The sequence below is a fragment of the Actinoplanes utahensis genome, from assembly GCF_016862455.1.
In the GTDB taxonomy this organism is placed as follows: Bacteria; Actinomycetota; Actinomycetes; order Mycobacteriales; family Micromonosporaceae; genus Actinoplanes; species Actinoplanes utahensis.
This window is the reverse complement of the sequence record NZ_BOMZ01000022.1, coordinates 21,117-38,212: the sequence shown is the minus strand read 5'-3', so window position 1 is coordinate 38,212 and position 17,096 is coordinate 21,117. Positions and strand designations below refer to the sequence as shown.

Annotated in this window: 8 protein-coding genes; 6 read left to right on the top strand and 2 right to left on the bottom strand. The window is 69.1% G+C overall.

What is annotated here, in order from left to right:
* The first annotated feature begins 36 nt into the window (after nucleotides 1-36).
* From argH to Aut01nite_RS07130, 5 genes are all read left to right on the top strand, one after another.
* On the top strand, nucleotides 37-1,488 hold the full coding sequence (argH, locus tag Aut01nite_RS07150; RefSeq protein WP_052164099.1) for an argininosuccinate lyase: 1,452 nt from the start codon (nucleotides 37-39) through the stop codon (nucleotides 1,486-1,488).
* A gap of 75 nt (nucleotides 1,489-1,563) precedes the next feature.
* The gene (locus Aut01nite_RS07145) at nucleotides 1,564-3,753 is read left to right on the top strand and encodes a DUF4132 domain-containing protein (RefSeq protein ID WP_052164097.1); all 2,190 of its coding nucleotides are present in this window, start codon (nucleotides 1,564-1,566) and stop codon (nucleotides 3,751-3,753) included.
* A gap of 402 nt (nucleotides 3,754-4,155) precedes the next feature.
* Complete coding sequence (locus Aut01nite_RS07140) at nucleotides 4,156-5,466, top strand: extracellular solute-binding protein (protein WP_043528239.1); 1,311 nt, start codon at nucleotides 4,156-4,158, stop codon at nucleotides 5,464-5,466.
* Between the two features lie 63 nt (nucleotides 5,467-5,529).
* Entirely contained in the window at nucleotides 5,530-6,531 is a 1,002-nt protein-coding gene (locus Aut01nite_RS07135) for a carbohydrate ABC transporter permease (RefSeq protein WP_043528238.1), read from the top strand.
* 1 nt (nucleotide 6,532) lies between these two features.
* On the top strand, nucleotides 6,533-7,438 hold the full coding sequence (locus tag Aut01nite_RS07130; protein WP_043528236.1) for a sugar ABC transporter permease: 906 nt from the start codon (nucleotides 6,533-6,535) through the stop codon (nucleotides 7,436-7,438).
* Nucleotides 7,439-7,563: 125 nt separating this feature from the next.
* On the opposite strand, the gene Aut01nite_RS07125 is transcribed toward Aut01nite_RS07130, so the two are convergent.
* Nucleotides 7,564-8,598 (bottom strand): LacI family DNA-binding transcriptional regulator, encoded by a 1,035-nt coding sequence (locus tag Aut01nite_RS07125; RefSeq protein ID WP_204037465.1) that lies wholly within the window; start codon nucleotides 8,596-8,598, stop codon nucleotides 7,564-7,566.
* Nucleotides 8,599-8,938: 340 nt separating this feature from the next.
* On the opposite strand from Aut01nite_RS07125, the gene pulA reads away from it, so the two are divergent.
* Entirely contained in the window at nucleotides 8,939-14,380 is a 5,442-nt protein-coding gene (gene pulA / locus Aut01nite_RS07120) for a pullulanase-type alpha-1,6-glucosidase (protein WP_043528234.1), read from the top strand.
* A 313-nt stretch (nucleotides 14,381-14,693) separates the two neighbouring features.
* On the opposite strand, the gene Aut01nite_RS07110 is transcribed toward pulA, so the two are convergent.
* Nucleotides 14,694-17,093 (bottom strand): EAL domain-containing protein, encoded by a 2,400-nt coding sequence (locus Aut01nite_RS07110; RefSeq protein WP_043528334.1) that lies wholly within the window; start codon nucleotides 17,091-17,093, stop codon nucleotides 14,694-14,696.
* Nucleotides 17,094-17,096: the final 3 nt, after the last annotated feature.

Genomic DNA, 17,096 nt, shown 5'->3' with positions numbered 1-17,096 from the left:
CCGGCAGCAGCGATAGGGTCAGGAAGGTAACGAAACGTGATCGACCGAGGAGAAGGTGTGCCGGAGAGCGACGAGCCGACGCGGCTCTGGGGTGCGCGGTTCGCGGGCGGCCCGGCCGAGGCGCTGGCCCGGCTGAGCGTCAGCGTGCAGTTCGACTGGCGCCTCGCGCCCTACGATCTGCTCGCCTCCCGCGCGCACGCCCGGGTCCTGGCCAACGCGGGCCTGCTCGACGCCGATGAGCTGGGCCGCATGCTGGCCGCCCTGGACGACCTGGAGTCGGCCTGCGCCGCCGGCGACTTCCGTCCCACCGTCGAGGACGAGGACGTGCACACCGCCCTGGAGCGGGGCCTGCTGGAGCGTCTCGGTGCGCTCGGCGGCAAGCTGCGCGCCGGCCGGTCCCGCAACGACCAGGTCGCCACCGACCTGCGGCTCTACCTGCGCGATCACGCCCGTGGGGTGGCCGTCGCGCTGATCGAGCTGGCGGACGCGCTGACCGAGCAGGCGGCCCGCAACGTGGACACCGCCGCACCCGGCATGACCCACCTCCAGCACGCCCAGCCGGTGAGCTTCGGTCACTGGCTGCTGGCGCACGTCCAGCCGCTGCTGCGCGACCTGGAGCGGCTGCGCGACTGGGACGCGCGGACCGCGATCAGCCCGCTCGGCTCGGGCGCGCTGGCCGGCTCGTCGCTGCCGCTGGACCCGGCCGCCGTCGCCAAGGAGCTGGGCTTCACCGCCCCCGCGCCGAATTCGATGGACGCCGTCGCCGACCGTGACTTCGTCGCCGAGTTCCTCTTCGTGACCGCGCTGATCGGCGTGCACCTGTCCCGCCTCGGCGAGGAGGTGGTGCTCTGGACCTCCACCGAGTTCGGCTGGGTCGAGCTGGACGACGCCTTCGCCACCGGTTCCTCGATCATGCCGCAGAAGAAGAACGCGGACATCGCCGAGCTGGCCCGGGGCAAGAGCGGGCGGCTGGTCGGCGGTCTGGTCGCGGTGCTGACCATGCTCAAGGGACTGCCCCTGACGTACGACCGGGACATGCAGGAGGACAAGGAGCCGGCCTTCGACGCGGTCGACACCCTGGAGCTCCTGCTGCCCGCGCTGGCCGGGATGATCTCCACGATGACCGTCCGGGTGGACCGGCTCGCCGCGTCCGCCCCGGTGGGGTTCTCGCTGGCCACCGAGGTCGCCGACTGGCTGGTCCGCAAGGGCGTCCCGTTCCGGGACGCGCACGAGATCACCGGCAAGCTGGTGGCGCTCTGCTCGGCCCGCGGGTCCGAGCTGGAGGATCTCACCGACGACGACCTGAAGACGGTCAGCGAGCACCTGGACCCGTCGGTGCGCGAGGTGCTGTCGGTGTCGTCGGCGCTGGCGGCGCGCAAGACGCCGGGCTCGACCGGTCCCGGCCCGGTGGCCGACCAGCTCGCCACCGTGCAGCACAAGCTGGACAACTGGCGACAGTGGGCGGTGGAGAAGGTCGTCCCGCGCTGATCTGAGGCAGGACGGGAGACGGGAGCGGTCGAGGCCGCTCCCGTTTTTGTCATAGGTGATCGATATCGTGCCGCCATGACATGGGAGACACCCGATGCCTCGCTCGCGACCGCCCCGCCGGAGGCGCTGCCGCCGCTGCTCGCCACCCCGCCGTGGCGCCGGCGGCGGGGGAGCAGCGCACCGTCCGTCCTTGAGCTGACGGCACCCGAGGCGGAGAGCATGGTGTGGGCGCCCGGCGAGCGTGAGGAGTGGCTGTCGGCCCCGTTCGAGCTGTCCGGCGAGGGCGATTGGGCGGCCACCGCCGGCCGGCTGCGCCGGGGTGAGCCGGTCTTCGCCCGTGAGGCGGCTGAGTTCTTCGCCGCCGGGCCGGAGGAGATGGCCCGGCCCCTGCTTGCTGACTGGCGTCCGGAGAGCACACCGGAGTGGCGCTCCTGGATGCGGCGGATCGTCGCTCGCTTCGGGACGGATGCGCTGATCACCGTGTTGCGCCTGGCCGGTCGCGAGCGGGTGACGTCCGAGGGGCTGCTGCTGCCCTTCCGATCCGCCACGATCACGTGGCGGATGGAGTCGCACCTGCGCGAGCCGGGCACCGCCGCGGCGGCGCACGCCTGGCTGGATCGGCATGGCGAGTTCGCCGTGCGGACTCTCCTGCCCCGCGCTTTCGGTGACATCGATCGTGTCCGGCGCAGCGCGCGGCTCGCCCTTCTGAACCTGATCGCCGCCGGGCACACCGAGGCGGTCCGGGCCGCCGGTGAGTCCTACGGTGCCGAGGCCGCTGCGGCCGTCGAGACGCTGATCGGCACCGATCCGTGGGCTGTCCTGCCCGCGAAACTCCCTCCCATCCCCAAGTGGTTCGACCCCGCCACGCTGCCCCCGGTCCGTCTGCGGCGGTCCTCCCTGGACGCCGGTGCACCGGCGTTCGTCCTGCCGACCGCCTCGCTGCGGGACCTGGCGACGGTGTTCGCGCTGCACGATCCCCATCTGCCCTATCCGGGGCTGGACATCGTCCTCCAGGCGTGTGAGCCGGCCGACCTGGCCCGGTTCGCCTGGGGGCTGTTCGAGGCGTGGGTGGCCGCCGGGCGCAACGGCAGGCAGGGCTGGGTGCTCGACACGCTCGGCCTGGTCGGCGACGACGAGGTGGTGCGGCGGCTGACCCCGCACATCATGGCGTGGCCGGGGCAGAGCGGGCACCAGCGCGCCCTCAGCGGTCTGAGCGTGCTGGAGCGGATCGGCACCGAGGTCGCCCTGCTGCAGATCAACCACATCGCTGAGATGTCGCGATATGACGGTCTCCGCTCGGCCGCCCGGGATCGGCTCGGCCGGCTCGCCGAAAGGCGTGGTCTGACGACCGATCAGCTCGCCGACCGTCTGGTTCCGGACCTCGGGCTGGATCGTGACGGCAGCCTGACCCTCGATTACGGGCCGCGGAGCTTCGCGGTGCGGTTCGACGAGGACTTGCAACTGTGCGTGGTGGACGGCGACGGCAGTGTTCTCAAAAGTCTGCCCCGTCCGGGCGTGCGGGACGACGCGGAGCTGGCGCCCGCCGCCTACCAGCGGTTCACCCAGCTGAAGAAGGATGTGCGGACCGTCGTCGTCGGTCAGGTCAGCCGCCTGGAGCGGGCCATGGTGGCCGGCCGCCGCTGGACGGAGGAGGAGTTCCGCCGTTTCCTCGTCGGGCACCCGCTGCTGCGGCATCCGGTCCGCCGGCTGCTCTGGGGGCGTTACGACGCGAAGGGCATGCTGACCGGCGCTTTCCGGGTGGCCGAGGACGGCACGTTCGCCGACGTGCACGACGAGGTGACCACGATCGCCGAGGACGAGGTGGTCGGTGTGGTTCATCCGGTTCAGCTGGGGGAGACCCTGGCGCAGTGGTCGGAGATCTTCGCCGACTACGGGATCCTGCAGCCGTTCACGCAGCTGGGCCGAGAGATCGCCACCGTGACCGAGGCCGAGGCGCCGGAGAAGAAACTCACCCGGTTCGAGGGCCGGCGGATCCCGTCCCGCGCGTTGGCGAGCTTGGTGAGGAAGGGCTGGGTGCACAACGCCATGGAGGGCCGCACGGTGCGCAGTGTCGTCGCGAACCTGACGGACATGCTGGACATGGAGTTGATTCCGGGTGTCGATCTCAGCGACGTGGACTTCTATCCGGAGCAGACCCTCGGCCCGATCTGGCTCGAGCGCCAGTTCGCCACGTTGGGTGACGTCGATCCGGTCGTGTTCTCCGAGATGGTCCGCGATCTGGAGCAGGTGACCGGGAGCAGGTGACCCGGCAGCCCCAGGGGCGCCGAGGCGGTGACGGGCAGTATGCCCGTCACCGCCTTTTTACTTGTTTGACGCACTTCTCTCGTGGGAGCGGTCCGACTCGTTCGGATCCGGCAGGCATTTTCAGTCGTTGATGCAAGAAGTTGCATCGCTGAACGCTCTCTCGAGCGCCTTCGCGCATCCGTCCCTGCAAGCTATGCAAGCCGGTTCCATGACGGTGTTGTTCCGGAACGCGACCCCGTTGGTAACGGAACGGCAGCTAGGGCCGCCGATGCGCCCGCGATGCCGGAATCGTGGCGTTTCTTGGCGACGGCGATGTTGCAAGTGGATTCGCAAGGGGTTTCTAAGCCCGAAACTTCTTGCTACCGTCCGGTCGTCACCAAGCAGGTCTTCAAGGAGCGCAACATGCGTCGCATAACTAAGGGACTGGCCGCTTTCTCCTCCGTGGCTCTCGCCTTCTCCGTCGCCGCCTGTGGCAGCGACTCGAAGCCGGCCGCCAGTGAGAGCAAGGCGGCGGCTGTCGACCCGGCCTCCCTGTCCGCCGAGCTCACCTGGTGGGACACCTCGGACGCCAAGAACGAGGGTCCGGTCTTCCAGGAACTGATCAAGCAGTTCAACGCGAAGTACCCGAACGTCAAAATCAACTACCAGTCGGTGCCGTTCGCTGACGCGCAGAACAAGTTCAAGACCGCGGCGCAGGCCAAGACCGGCGCCCCGGACATCCTGCGCGCCGAGGTCGCCTGGGTTCCCGAGTTCGCGTCGCTGGGCTACCTCTACTCCCTCGACGGCTCCGAGCTGCTCGCCGACGAGTCGGACTACAACGCGGCCGCCCTGGCCTCGAACAAGTTCGACGGCAAGACCTACGGCGTCCCGCAGGTCACCGACAGCCTCGCCCTGCTCTACAACAAGGAGCTGGTGCAGAAGGCCGGCGTGCAGGTGCCGAAGACCTGGGCCGAGCTGAAGACCGCCGCCCAGGCCGTCAAGCAGAAGACCGGCGCCACCGGCCTCTACATCAACCCGGCCGGCTACTTCACCCTGCCGTTCCTGTACGGCGAGGGCGGCGACCTGGTCGACACGGCGGCCAAGAAGATCGTCGTCGACTCCGAGCAGAACGTCGCGGGCCTGAAGGCCGCGAAGGACCTGATCGACAGCGGCGCCGCTCCGAAGCCGCCGGCGACCGGCGCGTACGACACGATGATGACCCTCTTCAAGGAGAAGAAGGTCGCGTTCATCATCAACGGCCCGTGGGAGGTCGGCAACGTCAAGTCCGCCCCGGCCTTCGGTGGCGTGGAGAACCTCGGCATCGCGCCGGTCCCGGCCGGCTCGGCCAAGGCCGGTTCCCCGATCGGCGGCCACAACTACGTCGTCTACTCGGGTGTCCCGCAGGAGAAGGCCGCCGCCGCGGTCGAGTTCATCAAGTTCATGAACTCCGCCGAGTCGCAGGCGGTCCTCGCCGACAAGCTGGGCCTGCTGCCCACCCGCAAGTCGGCCTACGAGATCGGTTCGGTCAAGAACAACGCCGTCGTCTCCGCCTTCAAGCCGGTCACCGAGTCGGCCGTGAGCCGCCCGTGGATCCCGGAGGGTGGCCAGTTCTTCGGCCCGCTCGACCAGCTCGCCACCGAGGTCCTGGTGCAGAACAAGGACCCGAAGGCCGCGCTCGACGCCGTCGCCCAGAAGTACAAGGCCGAGGTCGTCACCTCGTACGCCACCAACTGACGCACTGACCTAGGCGCCGGCCCCGGACGAGGGCCGGCGCCTTTCCTCCCTGGAGCACAGCTGATGAGCACTGTGACCGCCGACGCGGCGCCGAGGAGCGCCGGACTGTCGACCAAGCTGCGGCGGAGCTGGGACAAGCACTGGACGGCCTGGGCGATGGTCGTGCCGGTCGTGGCCGTCCTGGCGGTCCTGATCTTCTACCCGCTGGTGAACGGCATCTGGATCACCTTCACCAACCAGAACGAGGCGAACACCATCGCCGAGATCTGCACCAAGTCGATCACCGGTGGCGAGGTCTGCAAGGAGAACCCGAACGCCTGGTCGTTCGTGGGCCTCGACAACTACATCAACATCCTCACCGGCAAGGTCGGCGAGTTCTGGCAGTGGGCCGGCACCACGGTGGTCTGGACCATCGCGGGTGTCACCTTCCACTACGGCCTCGGCCTGGGCCTGGCCGTCATGATCCACCGGGAGATGCGGTTCCGCGGCTTCTACCGGGTCCTGCTCGTCCTGCCGTGGGCGGTGCCGGCGTTCATCAGCGCCTTCGCCTGGAAGTTCCTCTTCAACGAACAGCTCGGCCTGATCAACTCGGTGCTCAACTCGATCGGCGTCGACTCGGTCGCCTGGTTCGGCGACAAGTGGACCTCGCTGTTCGTCGCGGTGGTCACCAACATCTGGCTGGGCGTGCCGTTCATGATGGTGGCGCTGCTCGGTGGCCTGCAGAGCATCCCCGAGGAGCTCTACGAGTCGGCCGAGATCGACGGCGCGACGCCGTGGCAGCGGTTCAGGAACATCACCCTGCCGGGTCTGCGCCCGGTCAGCATGACGGTGATCCTGCTCGGCACGATCTGGACGTTCAACATGTTCCCGATCATCTTCCTGACGACCGAGGGCGCGCCGTCGGGGGAGACCGAGATCCTGGTGACCGGCGCCTTCCGGGCCGCTTTCGAGGGCATCCGGAACTACTCGCTCGCCTCCACGTACGGCGTGCTGATTCTCTCGATCCTGCTCATCTTCTCGGTGTTCTACCGCCGGGCGCTGCGCAAGCAAGGCGAGGTTTGGTGACATGGCTCAGATGACGACCACTCCGCCGGTCGCGGCGCCGACGAACGAGACACCGGCCCGCGTCAACAAGCCGCGGCGCGGCCGGCGCGGCATCGGCGCGTCGATCGGCCTGCACGCCACGCTGATCGTCGCCTCGCTGATCGCGATCGGTCCGATCGCCTGGGTGGTGCTCTCGTCGTTCAAGCCCGGGTACGCGGTCAACAGCACCGAGATCACCCTGATCAAGGACCCGACGGTCGCGAACTACGAGTACGTGCTGTTCGAGACGAACTTCCCGAGCTGGTTCCTGAACTCGGTCATCGTCGCGGCGCTGACCATGCTGATCGGCATCTTCTTCTCGGCCACCACCGGTTACGCGCTGTCCCGGTTCAACTTCCCGGGCCGCCGGTCGCTGATGCTGGTCTTCCTGGTCACCCAGATGTTCCCGGTGTCCATCCTGATCGTCCCGATCTACACGATCATGGCGAACCTGGGTCTGATCAACACGCTGCCGGCGCTGGTCATCGCGTACCTGACCATCGCGGTGCCGTTCTGCGCCTGGATGCTCAAGGGGTACTTCGACTCGATCCCCACCTCGCTCGACGAGGCGGCGGCGCTGGACGGATGCGGTCCGTTCCGGATCTTCTGGCGGGTGATCCTGCCGCTGGCTCGCCCGGCCATCGCGGTCACCGGTTTCTACGCCTTCCTGACCGCCTGGGGTGAGGTCGCGTACGCGTCGGCATTCATCCAGACCGACGACAAATACACGCTGTCCTACGGCCTGCAGCAGTTCGTGCCGCAGTTCAACGCGCAGTGGGAATACCTCACCGCGGCCGCGGTACTGGTCACCATCCCGGCCGGAATCGTATTCCTCTTCGCGCAGAAGCATCTCGTCTCCGGCCTTACCGCCGGCGGCACGAAGGGCTGATTCCTCCCAGCGATTCCCGTCAGGCGCTCACCGATTCCGGTGGGCGCCTGACGGTGTTTCGACATTTCGTGAGAACGCTCTCACGATGCGCGGGCAGCAGCCGGGCCGCCATCCGCGCAATTTCGTCAGGCGGGTGCGGCGACCGCGACCGCCGAGCGGGCCGGGGCGATCGCCGTCGAGTTGCGCACCACCAGCTCGGGATGGAACAGGTATTCCGAATGCGGCGCGCCGTGCCCGTTGATCTCGTCGACCAGCGATCGCACCGCGGCCACCGCCATCGCCGCCACCGGCTGCCGCAGCGTGGTCAGCGGCGGGTCGGTGAACGGGATCAGCGTCGAGTCGTCGAAGCCGATCACCGAGACCTCCTCGGGCACCCGCAGCCCCCGCCGCCGGGCGGCCCGGATCGCGCCCAGCGCCATCATGTCGGAGGCGCAGATCAGGCCGGTCACGCCCTTGGCCAGCAGGCGCTCCGCCGCCACCTCGCCGCCCTCCACGCCGAACAGGGTCAGCGAGGTCATCTCGTCCAGTTCCGCGTCCGAGGCGTTGAGCTCGCGTTTCATGGCCGTGCGGTAGCCCTGCAGCTTGCGCTGGGTGTTGATGAACCGGTTGGGGCCGGAGATCAGGCCGATCCGCTTGTGCCCGAGCGCGACCAGGTGGGTGACGGCGAGGTCGCCGGCGACCCGGTCGTCACAGGAGACGAACGGCGCCTCCAGCTCCTTGGCATAGCCGTTGACCAGGACGATCGGCAGCGGCCGGTCGAGCAGGCGCTGATAGCGGGAGCGGTCGGAGGTGGTGTCGGCGGACAGTGAGGAGATGAAGACGATGCCGGAGACCTGGCGGTCCAGGAGCATCTCCACGTACTCGTCCTCGGTGACGCCGCCGGGGGACTGGGTGCACAGCACCGGGGTGTAGCCGTGCTGGGCCAGCGTCGACTCGATCACCTGGGCGAACGCCGGGAAGATCGGGTTCTCCAGCTCGGGCACCACGAGACCGACGAGTCCGGCGCTTCTTTTCCGCAGGCGTTCCGGTCGTTCGTAACCGAGCACATCGAGGGCGGTCAGGACCGCCTGGCGGGTTTCAGCGGAGACGCCGGGGCGGTCGTTAATGACACGCGACACCGTCGCCTCACTGACCTGAGCCTGTTTGGCGATATCGGCCATTCACTGACCTGAGCCTGTTTGGCGATATCGGCCATTCGCGCACGCATGGTCTCACTCTAGTCGTCTGTTGTGTGGTCGGCATGGACCTGAAAGGTCTTCCATTCCATGCAAGACCTTGCTAACGTCCCGGCAACAGGAACGATACAGGCCGATCGTTCGATGGAACGGGCCTCGAACGGCTTTTCGGCCGTGTTGCCGGCGGCGCGTCGTCGAGCCTGCCGGGGCTCACCCTACGGGAGTGCTTCCGATGGGTTCCGCGCCGGGGCAGCGTGCAGAAATATATAACAGTCAATCCGATACCACCGAATCGGAAGGGTGCGCTGTGGCACCGAGAAGACCCTTGTACCGCCGTCTGAGACTGGGCGCAGCGCTGCTCAGCCTCTTCCTTCCACTGATCGCCGTGCCGGCCTCCGCCTCGGCCGCGGCACCCTCCGTTCCCAGTGATGCCGTCGTCACCGAGTGGGGCTCGGACAACGACCCGACGTCGGGGGAGCAGTTCTACTTCGTGCTCCCGGACCGGTTCGCCAACGGCGACCCGAGGAACGACAGGGGCGGCCTCTCCGGCGACCGTCTCTCCACCGGTCACGACCCCGCCGACAAGGGCTTCTACCACGGTGGCGACCTCAAGGGCGTGATGGACCGCCTGGACTACATCCAGGGCCTCGGCACCACCGCGATCTGGCTCGCCCCGGTCTTCAAGAACCGTCCCGTGCAGGGCGTCGGCAGCGACGTGTCAGCCGGTTACCACGGGTACTGGATCACCGACTTCACTCAGGTGGACCCGCACTTCGGCACGAACGCCGACCTGAAGAGGCTGGTCGACCTCGCCCACCGGCGGGGCATGAAGATCTACCTGGACATCATCGTCAACCACACCGCCGACGTCATCAAGTACGCGGAGAACAAGTACACGTACGTCGACAAGGCGGACTCGCCGTACACCGACACCGACGGGCAGCCGTTCGAGGACCGTAACTACGCGACCTCCGGCGAGTTCCCGAAGACGGACGCGACGTCGTACCCGTACACCCCGATCTTCGGCTCGAAAGCGGATGCGACAGTCAAGAAGCCCTCGTGGCTCAACGACGTGAACATGTACCACAACCGCGGTGACTCGACCTTCGCCGGCGAGAACAGCGAGTACGGCGACTTCCAGGGCCTCGACGACCTCTTCACCGAGCGTCCCGAGGTCGTCGCCGGCATGACGAAGATCTACGGCGACTGGGTCCGGGACACCGGCATCGACGGGTACCGCCTCGACACCGTCAAGCACTCCAACCTGGAGTTCTGGCAGCAGTGGGCGCCCGGCGTGCAGAAGGCCGCGGCGAGGGCCGGCAAGAAGGACTTCTTCATGTTCGGCGAGGTCTACAGCGCCGACCAGGAGATCCAGTCGACCTACGTGCGCGAGGGCAACCTCCAGGCCACCCTGGACTTCTCGTTCCAGGAGACCGCGCGCGGCTTCGTCACCGGCAACAGCGGCGCGGACGCCCTGAGCGGCCTGTACGCCAAGGACGACCTCTACACCGCCCGGGACACCGGCGCCGACCGGCTGCCGACCTTCCTCGGCAACCACGACATGGGCCGGATCGGCTCGTTCATCGCCGCCGCGGCGACCGCCGACACCCAGCTCAGGCGCGACCAGCTCGCCCACGAGCTGATGTTCCTGACCCGGGGCCAGCCGGTCGTCTACTCCGGTGACGAGCAGGGCTTCACCGGGCCGGGCGGCGACAAGGACGCCCGCCAGGACATGTTCGCCAGCAGGTCGGCGGACTACCTGGACGACGACCTGATCGGCACCGACCGCACCCACGCGACCGACAACTACAACACCACGCACCCCGTCTACCAGACGATCTCCGCGCTGGCGAAGCTGCGCAAGGCCAACCCGGCCCTGGTCACCGGTATCCAGCAGACCCGGTACGCGGCCGAGGGCCAGGGCGTCTTCGCGGCGTCCCGGATCGCCCGGGACCACACCCGCAAGGAGTACGTGGTCGCGGTCAACAACGCCACCACGGCGCAGACCGTCAGCTTCGCCACCGCCACCCCGAACACCACGTTCGCCGGGATCTACGGCGGCGCGGGCGCGGTCACCTCGGACGCCGAGGGCCGGATCACCATCACCGTGCCGGCGCTGTCCTCGGTCGTCTTCAAGGCGGGCGGCGCGGTGGCCGTACCGTCGAACGCTCCGACCGTGACCATCAGCAGCCCGAAGGCCGCCGCATCGGTCGCCACCCGCACCGAGATCGTCGCCGACGTCACCGGTGACCCGCTGTCCACCGTGACCTTCGCGGTCCAGGCCGGCAACGGCCCGTGGAAGCTGCTCGGCACCGCCGACAAGGCGCCGTACCGGGCCTACCACGACCTGACCGGGCTCGCCGGGAACACCCCGGTGCGGTACAAGGCCGTGGTCCGCGACAGCAGGGGACGCCTCGCGTCCTCGACCACGAACATCACCGTCGGCACCCCGGTCGCCCAGTCCACCGCCGGTTACGCGGTCGTGCACTACCAGCGGCCCGCGGGCGGCTACGACGACCAGAACCTGTACGTGTGGGGCGACATCGACCCGTCGATGTCCACCACCTGGCCGGACGGGCAGCCGTTCACCGGGGAGGACTCGTACGGCCGCTTCGCCTACGTGAAGCTCAAGCCGGGTGCGAAGAGCGTCGGCTTCGTCGTGGTCGACGACGACGGCACCAAGGACGTCGACGCCGACCGGACCATCGACATCGGCGCCAACCCGGAGATCTGGATCAAGCAGGGCGACGCCGCCTTCTACACCTCGCGGCAGGCGGCCACCGGCCGGCCCGACCCGGCGCAGGACCCGAACAGGGCGATCCTGCACTGGAAGCGGGCCGACGGGAACTACGACGGCTGGGGCCTGCACGTCTGGGCCGGCGCGGCGAGCCCGACCGACTGGTCCACCCCGCTGCTCCCGTCCCGGGTCGACGCCTACGGCGCGGTCTTCGAGGTGCCGCTCGCGGCCGGTGCGACCTCGCTGAGCTACATCATCCACAAGGGCGACGAGAAGGACCTGCCCACCGACCAGTCCCTCGACTTCGCCAAGGCGGGCCGTGAGGTCTGGCTGCTCGCCGGTCAGGAGGCCCGCCTGCTGCCGCTGGTGAAGACCGCCGCCGGCGGTGGCGTGGTGGACGTGACCAAATCGGCCGCGGTCTGGCTGGACCGGGGCACGATCGCCTGGAAGACCGGCACGGGCAGCACCCTCCAACCGGTCGGTGCGGGCACGGACGGCAAGGTCTACCACCTGGTGTACGCGCCGAACGGCGGCATCGGGGTCGCGGACGGCGAGCTGACCGGGACATATTCCACGATCTCGCTGGCCGCACGGCGCAATGGTCTCACCGAGCGTCAACGCGAGGAGTTCCCGCACCTGTGGCAGTACGGCGCGTTCGACATCAAGTCGGGAGACATCGGACAGATCTTGCGCGGGCAGGTCGTGGTGACCGAGCGCGACGCCGCCGGCAAACTTCTCTCCGCCTCCGGCGTTCAGCTGTCCGGCGTCCTCGACGATGTCTACGGCGCGGCCGTCAAGGAGAACCTGGGGCCGGTCGTCAACGGAAGGAAGGCGAGCGTCGCCGTCTGGGCGCCGACTGCCCGCAGCGTCGAGCTCGAGGTCTACGACACCGCCGATCAGGCCTCCCCGGCCCTGGTCCCGCTGACCCGCAACGACCGCACCGGCGTCTGGTCCGGCCGCGGCGACTGGGCCGGCAAGTTCTACGAGTTCCGGGTGACCGCGTGGCAACCCGCCGCGCAGAAGGTCGTCACGGCGTCGGTGACCGACCCGTACTCGGTCGCGCTCACCGCCGACTCCACCCGCAGCCGGTTCGTCAGCCTGTCCGACCCGGCACTCGCGCCGGCCGGCTGGAACACCCTGAGGAAGCCGGCCGCCACCGCCCCCGCGAAGATCCAGATCTCGGAGCTGTCGGTCCGGGACTTCTCCATCGCCGACAGCACCGTGCCCGCGGACAAGCGGGGCACCTTCAGCGCCTTCACCGTCGACTCCAGCGGCACGAAGCACCTGAAGGAGATCGCCGAGGCCGGCGTCACCCACCTGCATCTGCTGCCGGCGTACGACTTCGCCACCATCCCGGAGAAGCGCGCCGACCAGCAGCAACCGCCCTGCGACCTGGCGTCGCTGCCGGCCGACTCGGAAGAGCAGCAGGCCTGCATCGCCGAGGTCGCCGCGACGGACGGGTACAACTGGGGCTACGACCCGCTGCATTACACGGTTCCGGAGGGTGGCTACGCAGCCGACCCCGACCAGCGGACCCGCGAGTTCCGCAGCATGGTCGCCGGCGTCAACCAGGCCGGCCTGCGGGTCGTCATGGACGTCGTCTACAACCACACCTCGGCCGCCGGCACGGACGCCAAGTCGGTGCTCGACCAGATCGTGCCCGGCTACTACCACCGGCTGCTCTCCGACGGGACCGTCGCCAACTCCACCTGCTGCGCCAACACCGCGCCGGAGAACGCGATGATGGGCAAGCTCGTCGTCGACTCGATCGTGACGTGGGCCAAGGCGTACAAGGTCGACGGTTTCCGCTTCGACCTGATGGGCCACCACCCGAAGGCGAACATCCTGGCGGTGCGCAAGGCCCTCGACAAGCTCACGGTCGCCCGGGACGGCGTCGACGGCAAGAGCATCTACGTGTACGGCGAGGGCTGGAACTTCGGCGAGGTGGCGAACGACGCCCGCTTCATCCAGGCCACGCAGCTCAACATGGGTGGCACCGGGATCGGCACGTTCAACGACCGGCTCCGCGACGCCGTTCGCGGTGGCGGCCCGTTCGACGGCAACCCGCGCATCCAGGGCTTCGCGTCCGGTCTGGCCGGCGCCCCCAACGGCGACGCGGCCAACGGCACCGCGGCGGAGCAGAAGGCGCGCCTGCTGCACTACCAGGACCTGATCAAGGTCGGTCTGACCGGCAACCTCGCCGACTACACGTTCACCGACTCGTCGGGGGCGAGGGTCAAGGGCTCGCAGGTCGACTACAACGGGGCGCCGGCCGGGTACACGGTCGACCCCGGTGACGTGATCACCTACGTGGACGCGCACGACAACGAGATCCTGTACGACTCGCTGGCGTACAAGCTGCCGCAGGCGACCACTGCCGCCGACCGGGCGCGGGCACAGTCGGTGGCGCTGGCCACCACGGTGCTCGGGCAGGGCGCGGGCTTCGTCACCACCGGCAGCGAGCGGCTGCGATCGAAGTCCCTCGACCGGAACTCGTTCAACTCCGGCGACTGGTTCAACGAGATCATCTGGGACTGCGCGAAGGGCAACGGGTTCGGCCGCGGTCTGCCGCCCAAGGCGGACAACGAGGCGAAGTACCCGTACGCCAAGCCGTTGCTCGCCGACAGGTCCCTCATCCCGGACTGCGCGGCTATCAACCTGGCGAACAGCACCTACCAGGAGCTGCTGAAGATCCGGAAGTCCACGCCGGCCTTCGGGCTCCCGTCCGGCGCCCAGGTCGAGCAGCGCGTCTCGTTCCCGCTCTCCGGCGCGAACGAGACCCCGGGCGTGATCACCATGACGATCGACGCCCGCGGCGTGGACCGTCAGTACAAGTCGATCACGGTCGTCTTCAACGCCGGCACGACCACCGCCACTCAGACGGTGCCCGCGCTCGCCGGCAAGAAGGTCGCCCTGCACCCGATCCAGCGGTCCTCCGCCGACCCGGTGACCCGTACCGCCTCGTTCGCCGCGGCGACCGGCACGCTCACCGTCCCGGCCCGGACCGTCTCGGTGTTCGTCCAGCACTGAGATGCGGTCCTGAGAGCTACCGGGCCGGCGCGGGCCTTCCACCCTCGCGCCGGCCCGGTACCCCAGATCACGGCCACCGCTCACCCGCCTGCCGAGGTGGGCGGTGGCCGTTTCCACTCCCTGATCCTGCACATCAACCGCGAGGTCATCCATCACGGCGCCGAGATCCTGCTGCTCCGCGACCTCCACCGTCACCGCTGACAACCTTGAGGGGTACGGGCCACGCGAGGTCCCGTGGCCGTCCACGCGAGGTGGGCGCGGCGTACGGCCTGGACGCGGCCGGCGGGTGGTGGCGCCCGGTCACGGCCGGCGGTCACCGGTTGAAGGCGGGGACGGCGAGGCTGTCCCGGAGCTGGTCGGCGGCCTGCGGGCGGCCCAGGTGGTACCCCTGCGCGAACTTGCAGCCCATCACGGTGAGCAGGGCCAGCTGGTCGGCGTCCTCCACGCCCTCGGCGACGACGCGCAGGCCGAGGGTGTGCCCGAGCTGCATGATGGCGCTGACCAGTTCCTGCTGGCGGCCGTTGCCGACCAGGCCGTTGATGAACGAGCGATCGATCTTGAGGACGTCGACCGGGATGTCGCGCAGGTAGCCCAGCGACGAGTACCCGGTGCCGAAGTCGTCGATCGCGATCTTCACACCGAGCCGCCGCAGCTCCTCGAGGCGGGGCGAGGTCACCGCGAGGTCGCGCATCATCACGGTCTCGGTGAGTTCCAGGGTCAGGCAGTGCGGCGACAGGCCGGTGGTGGTCAGGGCGTACGCGACGTGGTCGGTGAGGTCCGGCAGTTCCAGGTGGGCGGCGGACAGGTTGACGCTCACCCAGGCGGGCGCGGTCTGCGGGCTCTCCTCCTGCCAGCGGCGGACCGTGCGGCAGGCTTCGACGAGGATCCACCGGTCGATCTCGATGATCATGCCGGTCTCCTCGGCGAGCGGGATGAACGAGCCCGGCTGCTGCAGGCCGCGTTGCGGGTCCTGCCAGCGGACCAGCGCCTCGGCGCCGGACACCTGGCCGCCCGGCAGCGCCACCACGGGTTGCAGGTGCAGGCGCAGTTCGCCGCGGTGGACCGCCTCGCGCAGGCGGTTCTCCTGGTCGAGGCGGTCCAGCAGTTGCTCGTGCATCCGGGTCTCGAACACCATGAAACGGTTCTTGCCGACGTCCTTGGCGGCGTACATGGCCACGTCGGCGTTGCGGACCACCTCGTCGGCGTCGGTGAACCGGGCCGCGCCGGGGACCACGCCGATGCTGACCGTCACCACCGCCTCCCGGCCGTGCACCACGAACGGCCGGGCGATCGCGTCGAGACAGGCGCGGGCCAGTTCCTCGACGGTCTCCCGGGCGGCGGCCTCCAGCAGCACGGCGAACTCGTCGCCACCGAGCCGGGCCACCGTGTCGTGCGGCCGCAGCGCGCTGGTCAGGCGTTCGGCGGCGGTGCGCAGCAGCAGGTCGCCGGCGTTGTGCCCGAGACTGTCGTTGACCCGCTTGAACCCGTCCAGGTCCAGGTAGAGCAGGGCGATCTCCTCACCGGAGGCCCGGGACCGGGCGAGCGCGTGATCGAGGCGGTCGAGCAGCAGCTTGCGGTTGGGCAGCCCGGTCAGGCCGTCGTGCAGGGCTTGGTGGCGCAGGTCGAACTCCAGGTCGCGCTGCCGGGTCACGTCGCGCAGCACGACCACCGCGCCGACCTTCTCGATCTCGCTGATCGTGTATTCGACCCGGACCGCGGTGCCGTCCGGCCGCTGCAGACGGCCCTCGTGGGTGCCGCTGACCAGGCCGGCGCCGGCCTCCGGCAGCAGCACCGACGCCTGCCGCTGGAGCAGCCCGCCGACGCCGAGCCCGGTGATCCGCCCGGCGGCCTCGTTGGCGAAGGCGACCCGCCCCTCCGCGTCGATGCCGCAGATGCCTTCGCCGGCGTTGGCGAGGATGCTGTCGGTGTACTCCTTGGCGAGGATCTCCCGGGCCGAGCGTTCCAGCTGTTCGGCCATCGCGTTGAAGGCGCGGGCGAGCCGCCCGATCTCGTCGCCGCCGTCCCACGGCACCCGCTGGGAGTAATCGCCGTTGCGGATGGTGCGGACCGCGGTGGTGAGCGAGGTGATCCGGCGGGTGAGCGAGCCGGCCAGTCCGAGGCCGAGGCCGATCACCAGCACGATGACGACCACGGCGGCGATCAGGGTGATCAGCTGGGACTGGCGGGTCGCGGCCATCATCTGGTCGTAGATCGGGGTGTATTCGACGATCACCGCGCCGACCGTCTTGCCGGCCTTGTTGTTCATCGGCACCACGACCTGCTTGATGCCGTCCGGGTAGTCGACGCTGGTCTCGACGAAGACCCGGGACCTCCCGTCGGCGATCGTCCGGCCCACCTCGTTGCCGAGGTCGTGGTCGAAGAACCGGCCGACGTTCTCCACGACCACGTCGCCGACGATGTACTTCGCGTAGTCGACCACCACGGCGTCGCGGTGCTGGATCTCGTGCAGCCGCTGGAGATAGTTGCTGAGCGCGGTCGCGCTGTAGTACAGCGGCGAGACGATCTCGTCCGCGGTGTCGACCGGCAGCCCCAGTGTGACGTCGAGGGCGATGCCCTGGGCCAGCCGGACGGCCTCCTGGGTGGCGGCCTTCTCGGCCGAGGCCGCGTTGGCGTGCCAGGCGACCGTGGCGGTCGCCGCGACCAGCAGAGCCACCAGCAGATAACCGCCCAGAAGCTTCTGACGTACGTTCATCGC

Bases quoted from the DNA above. Each gene is read 5' to 3' on its own strand.
- Aut01nite_RS07145 (WP_052164097.1), top strand. From the start codon at position 1,564: ATGACATGGGAGACACCCGATGCCTCGCTCGCGACCGCCCCGCCGGAG.
- Aut01nite_RS07140 (WP_043528239.1), top strand. From the start codon at position 4,156: ATGCGTCGCATAACTAAGGGACTGGCCGCTTTCTCCTCCGTGGCTCTC.
- Aut01nite_RS07135 (WP_043528238.1), top strand. From the start codon at position 5,530: ATGAGCACTGTGACCGCCGACGCGGCGCCGAGGAGCGCCGGACTGTCG.
- Aut01nite_RS07130 (WP_043528236.1), top strand. From the start codon at position 6,533: ATGGCTCAGATGACGACCACTCCGCCGGTCGCGGCGCCGACGAACGAG.
- Aut01nite_RS07125 (WP_204037465.1), bottom strand. From the start codon at position 8,598: ATGGCCGATATCGCCAAACAGGCTCAGGTCAGTGAGGCGACGGTGTCG.
- Aut01nite_RS07110 (WP_043528334.1), bottom strand. From the start codon at position 17,093: ATGAACGTACGTCAGAAGCTTCTGGGCGGTTATCTGCTGGTGGCTCTG.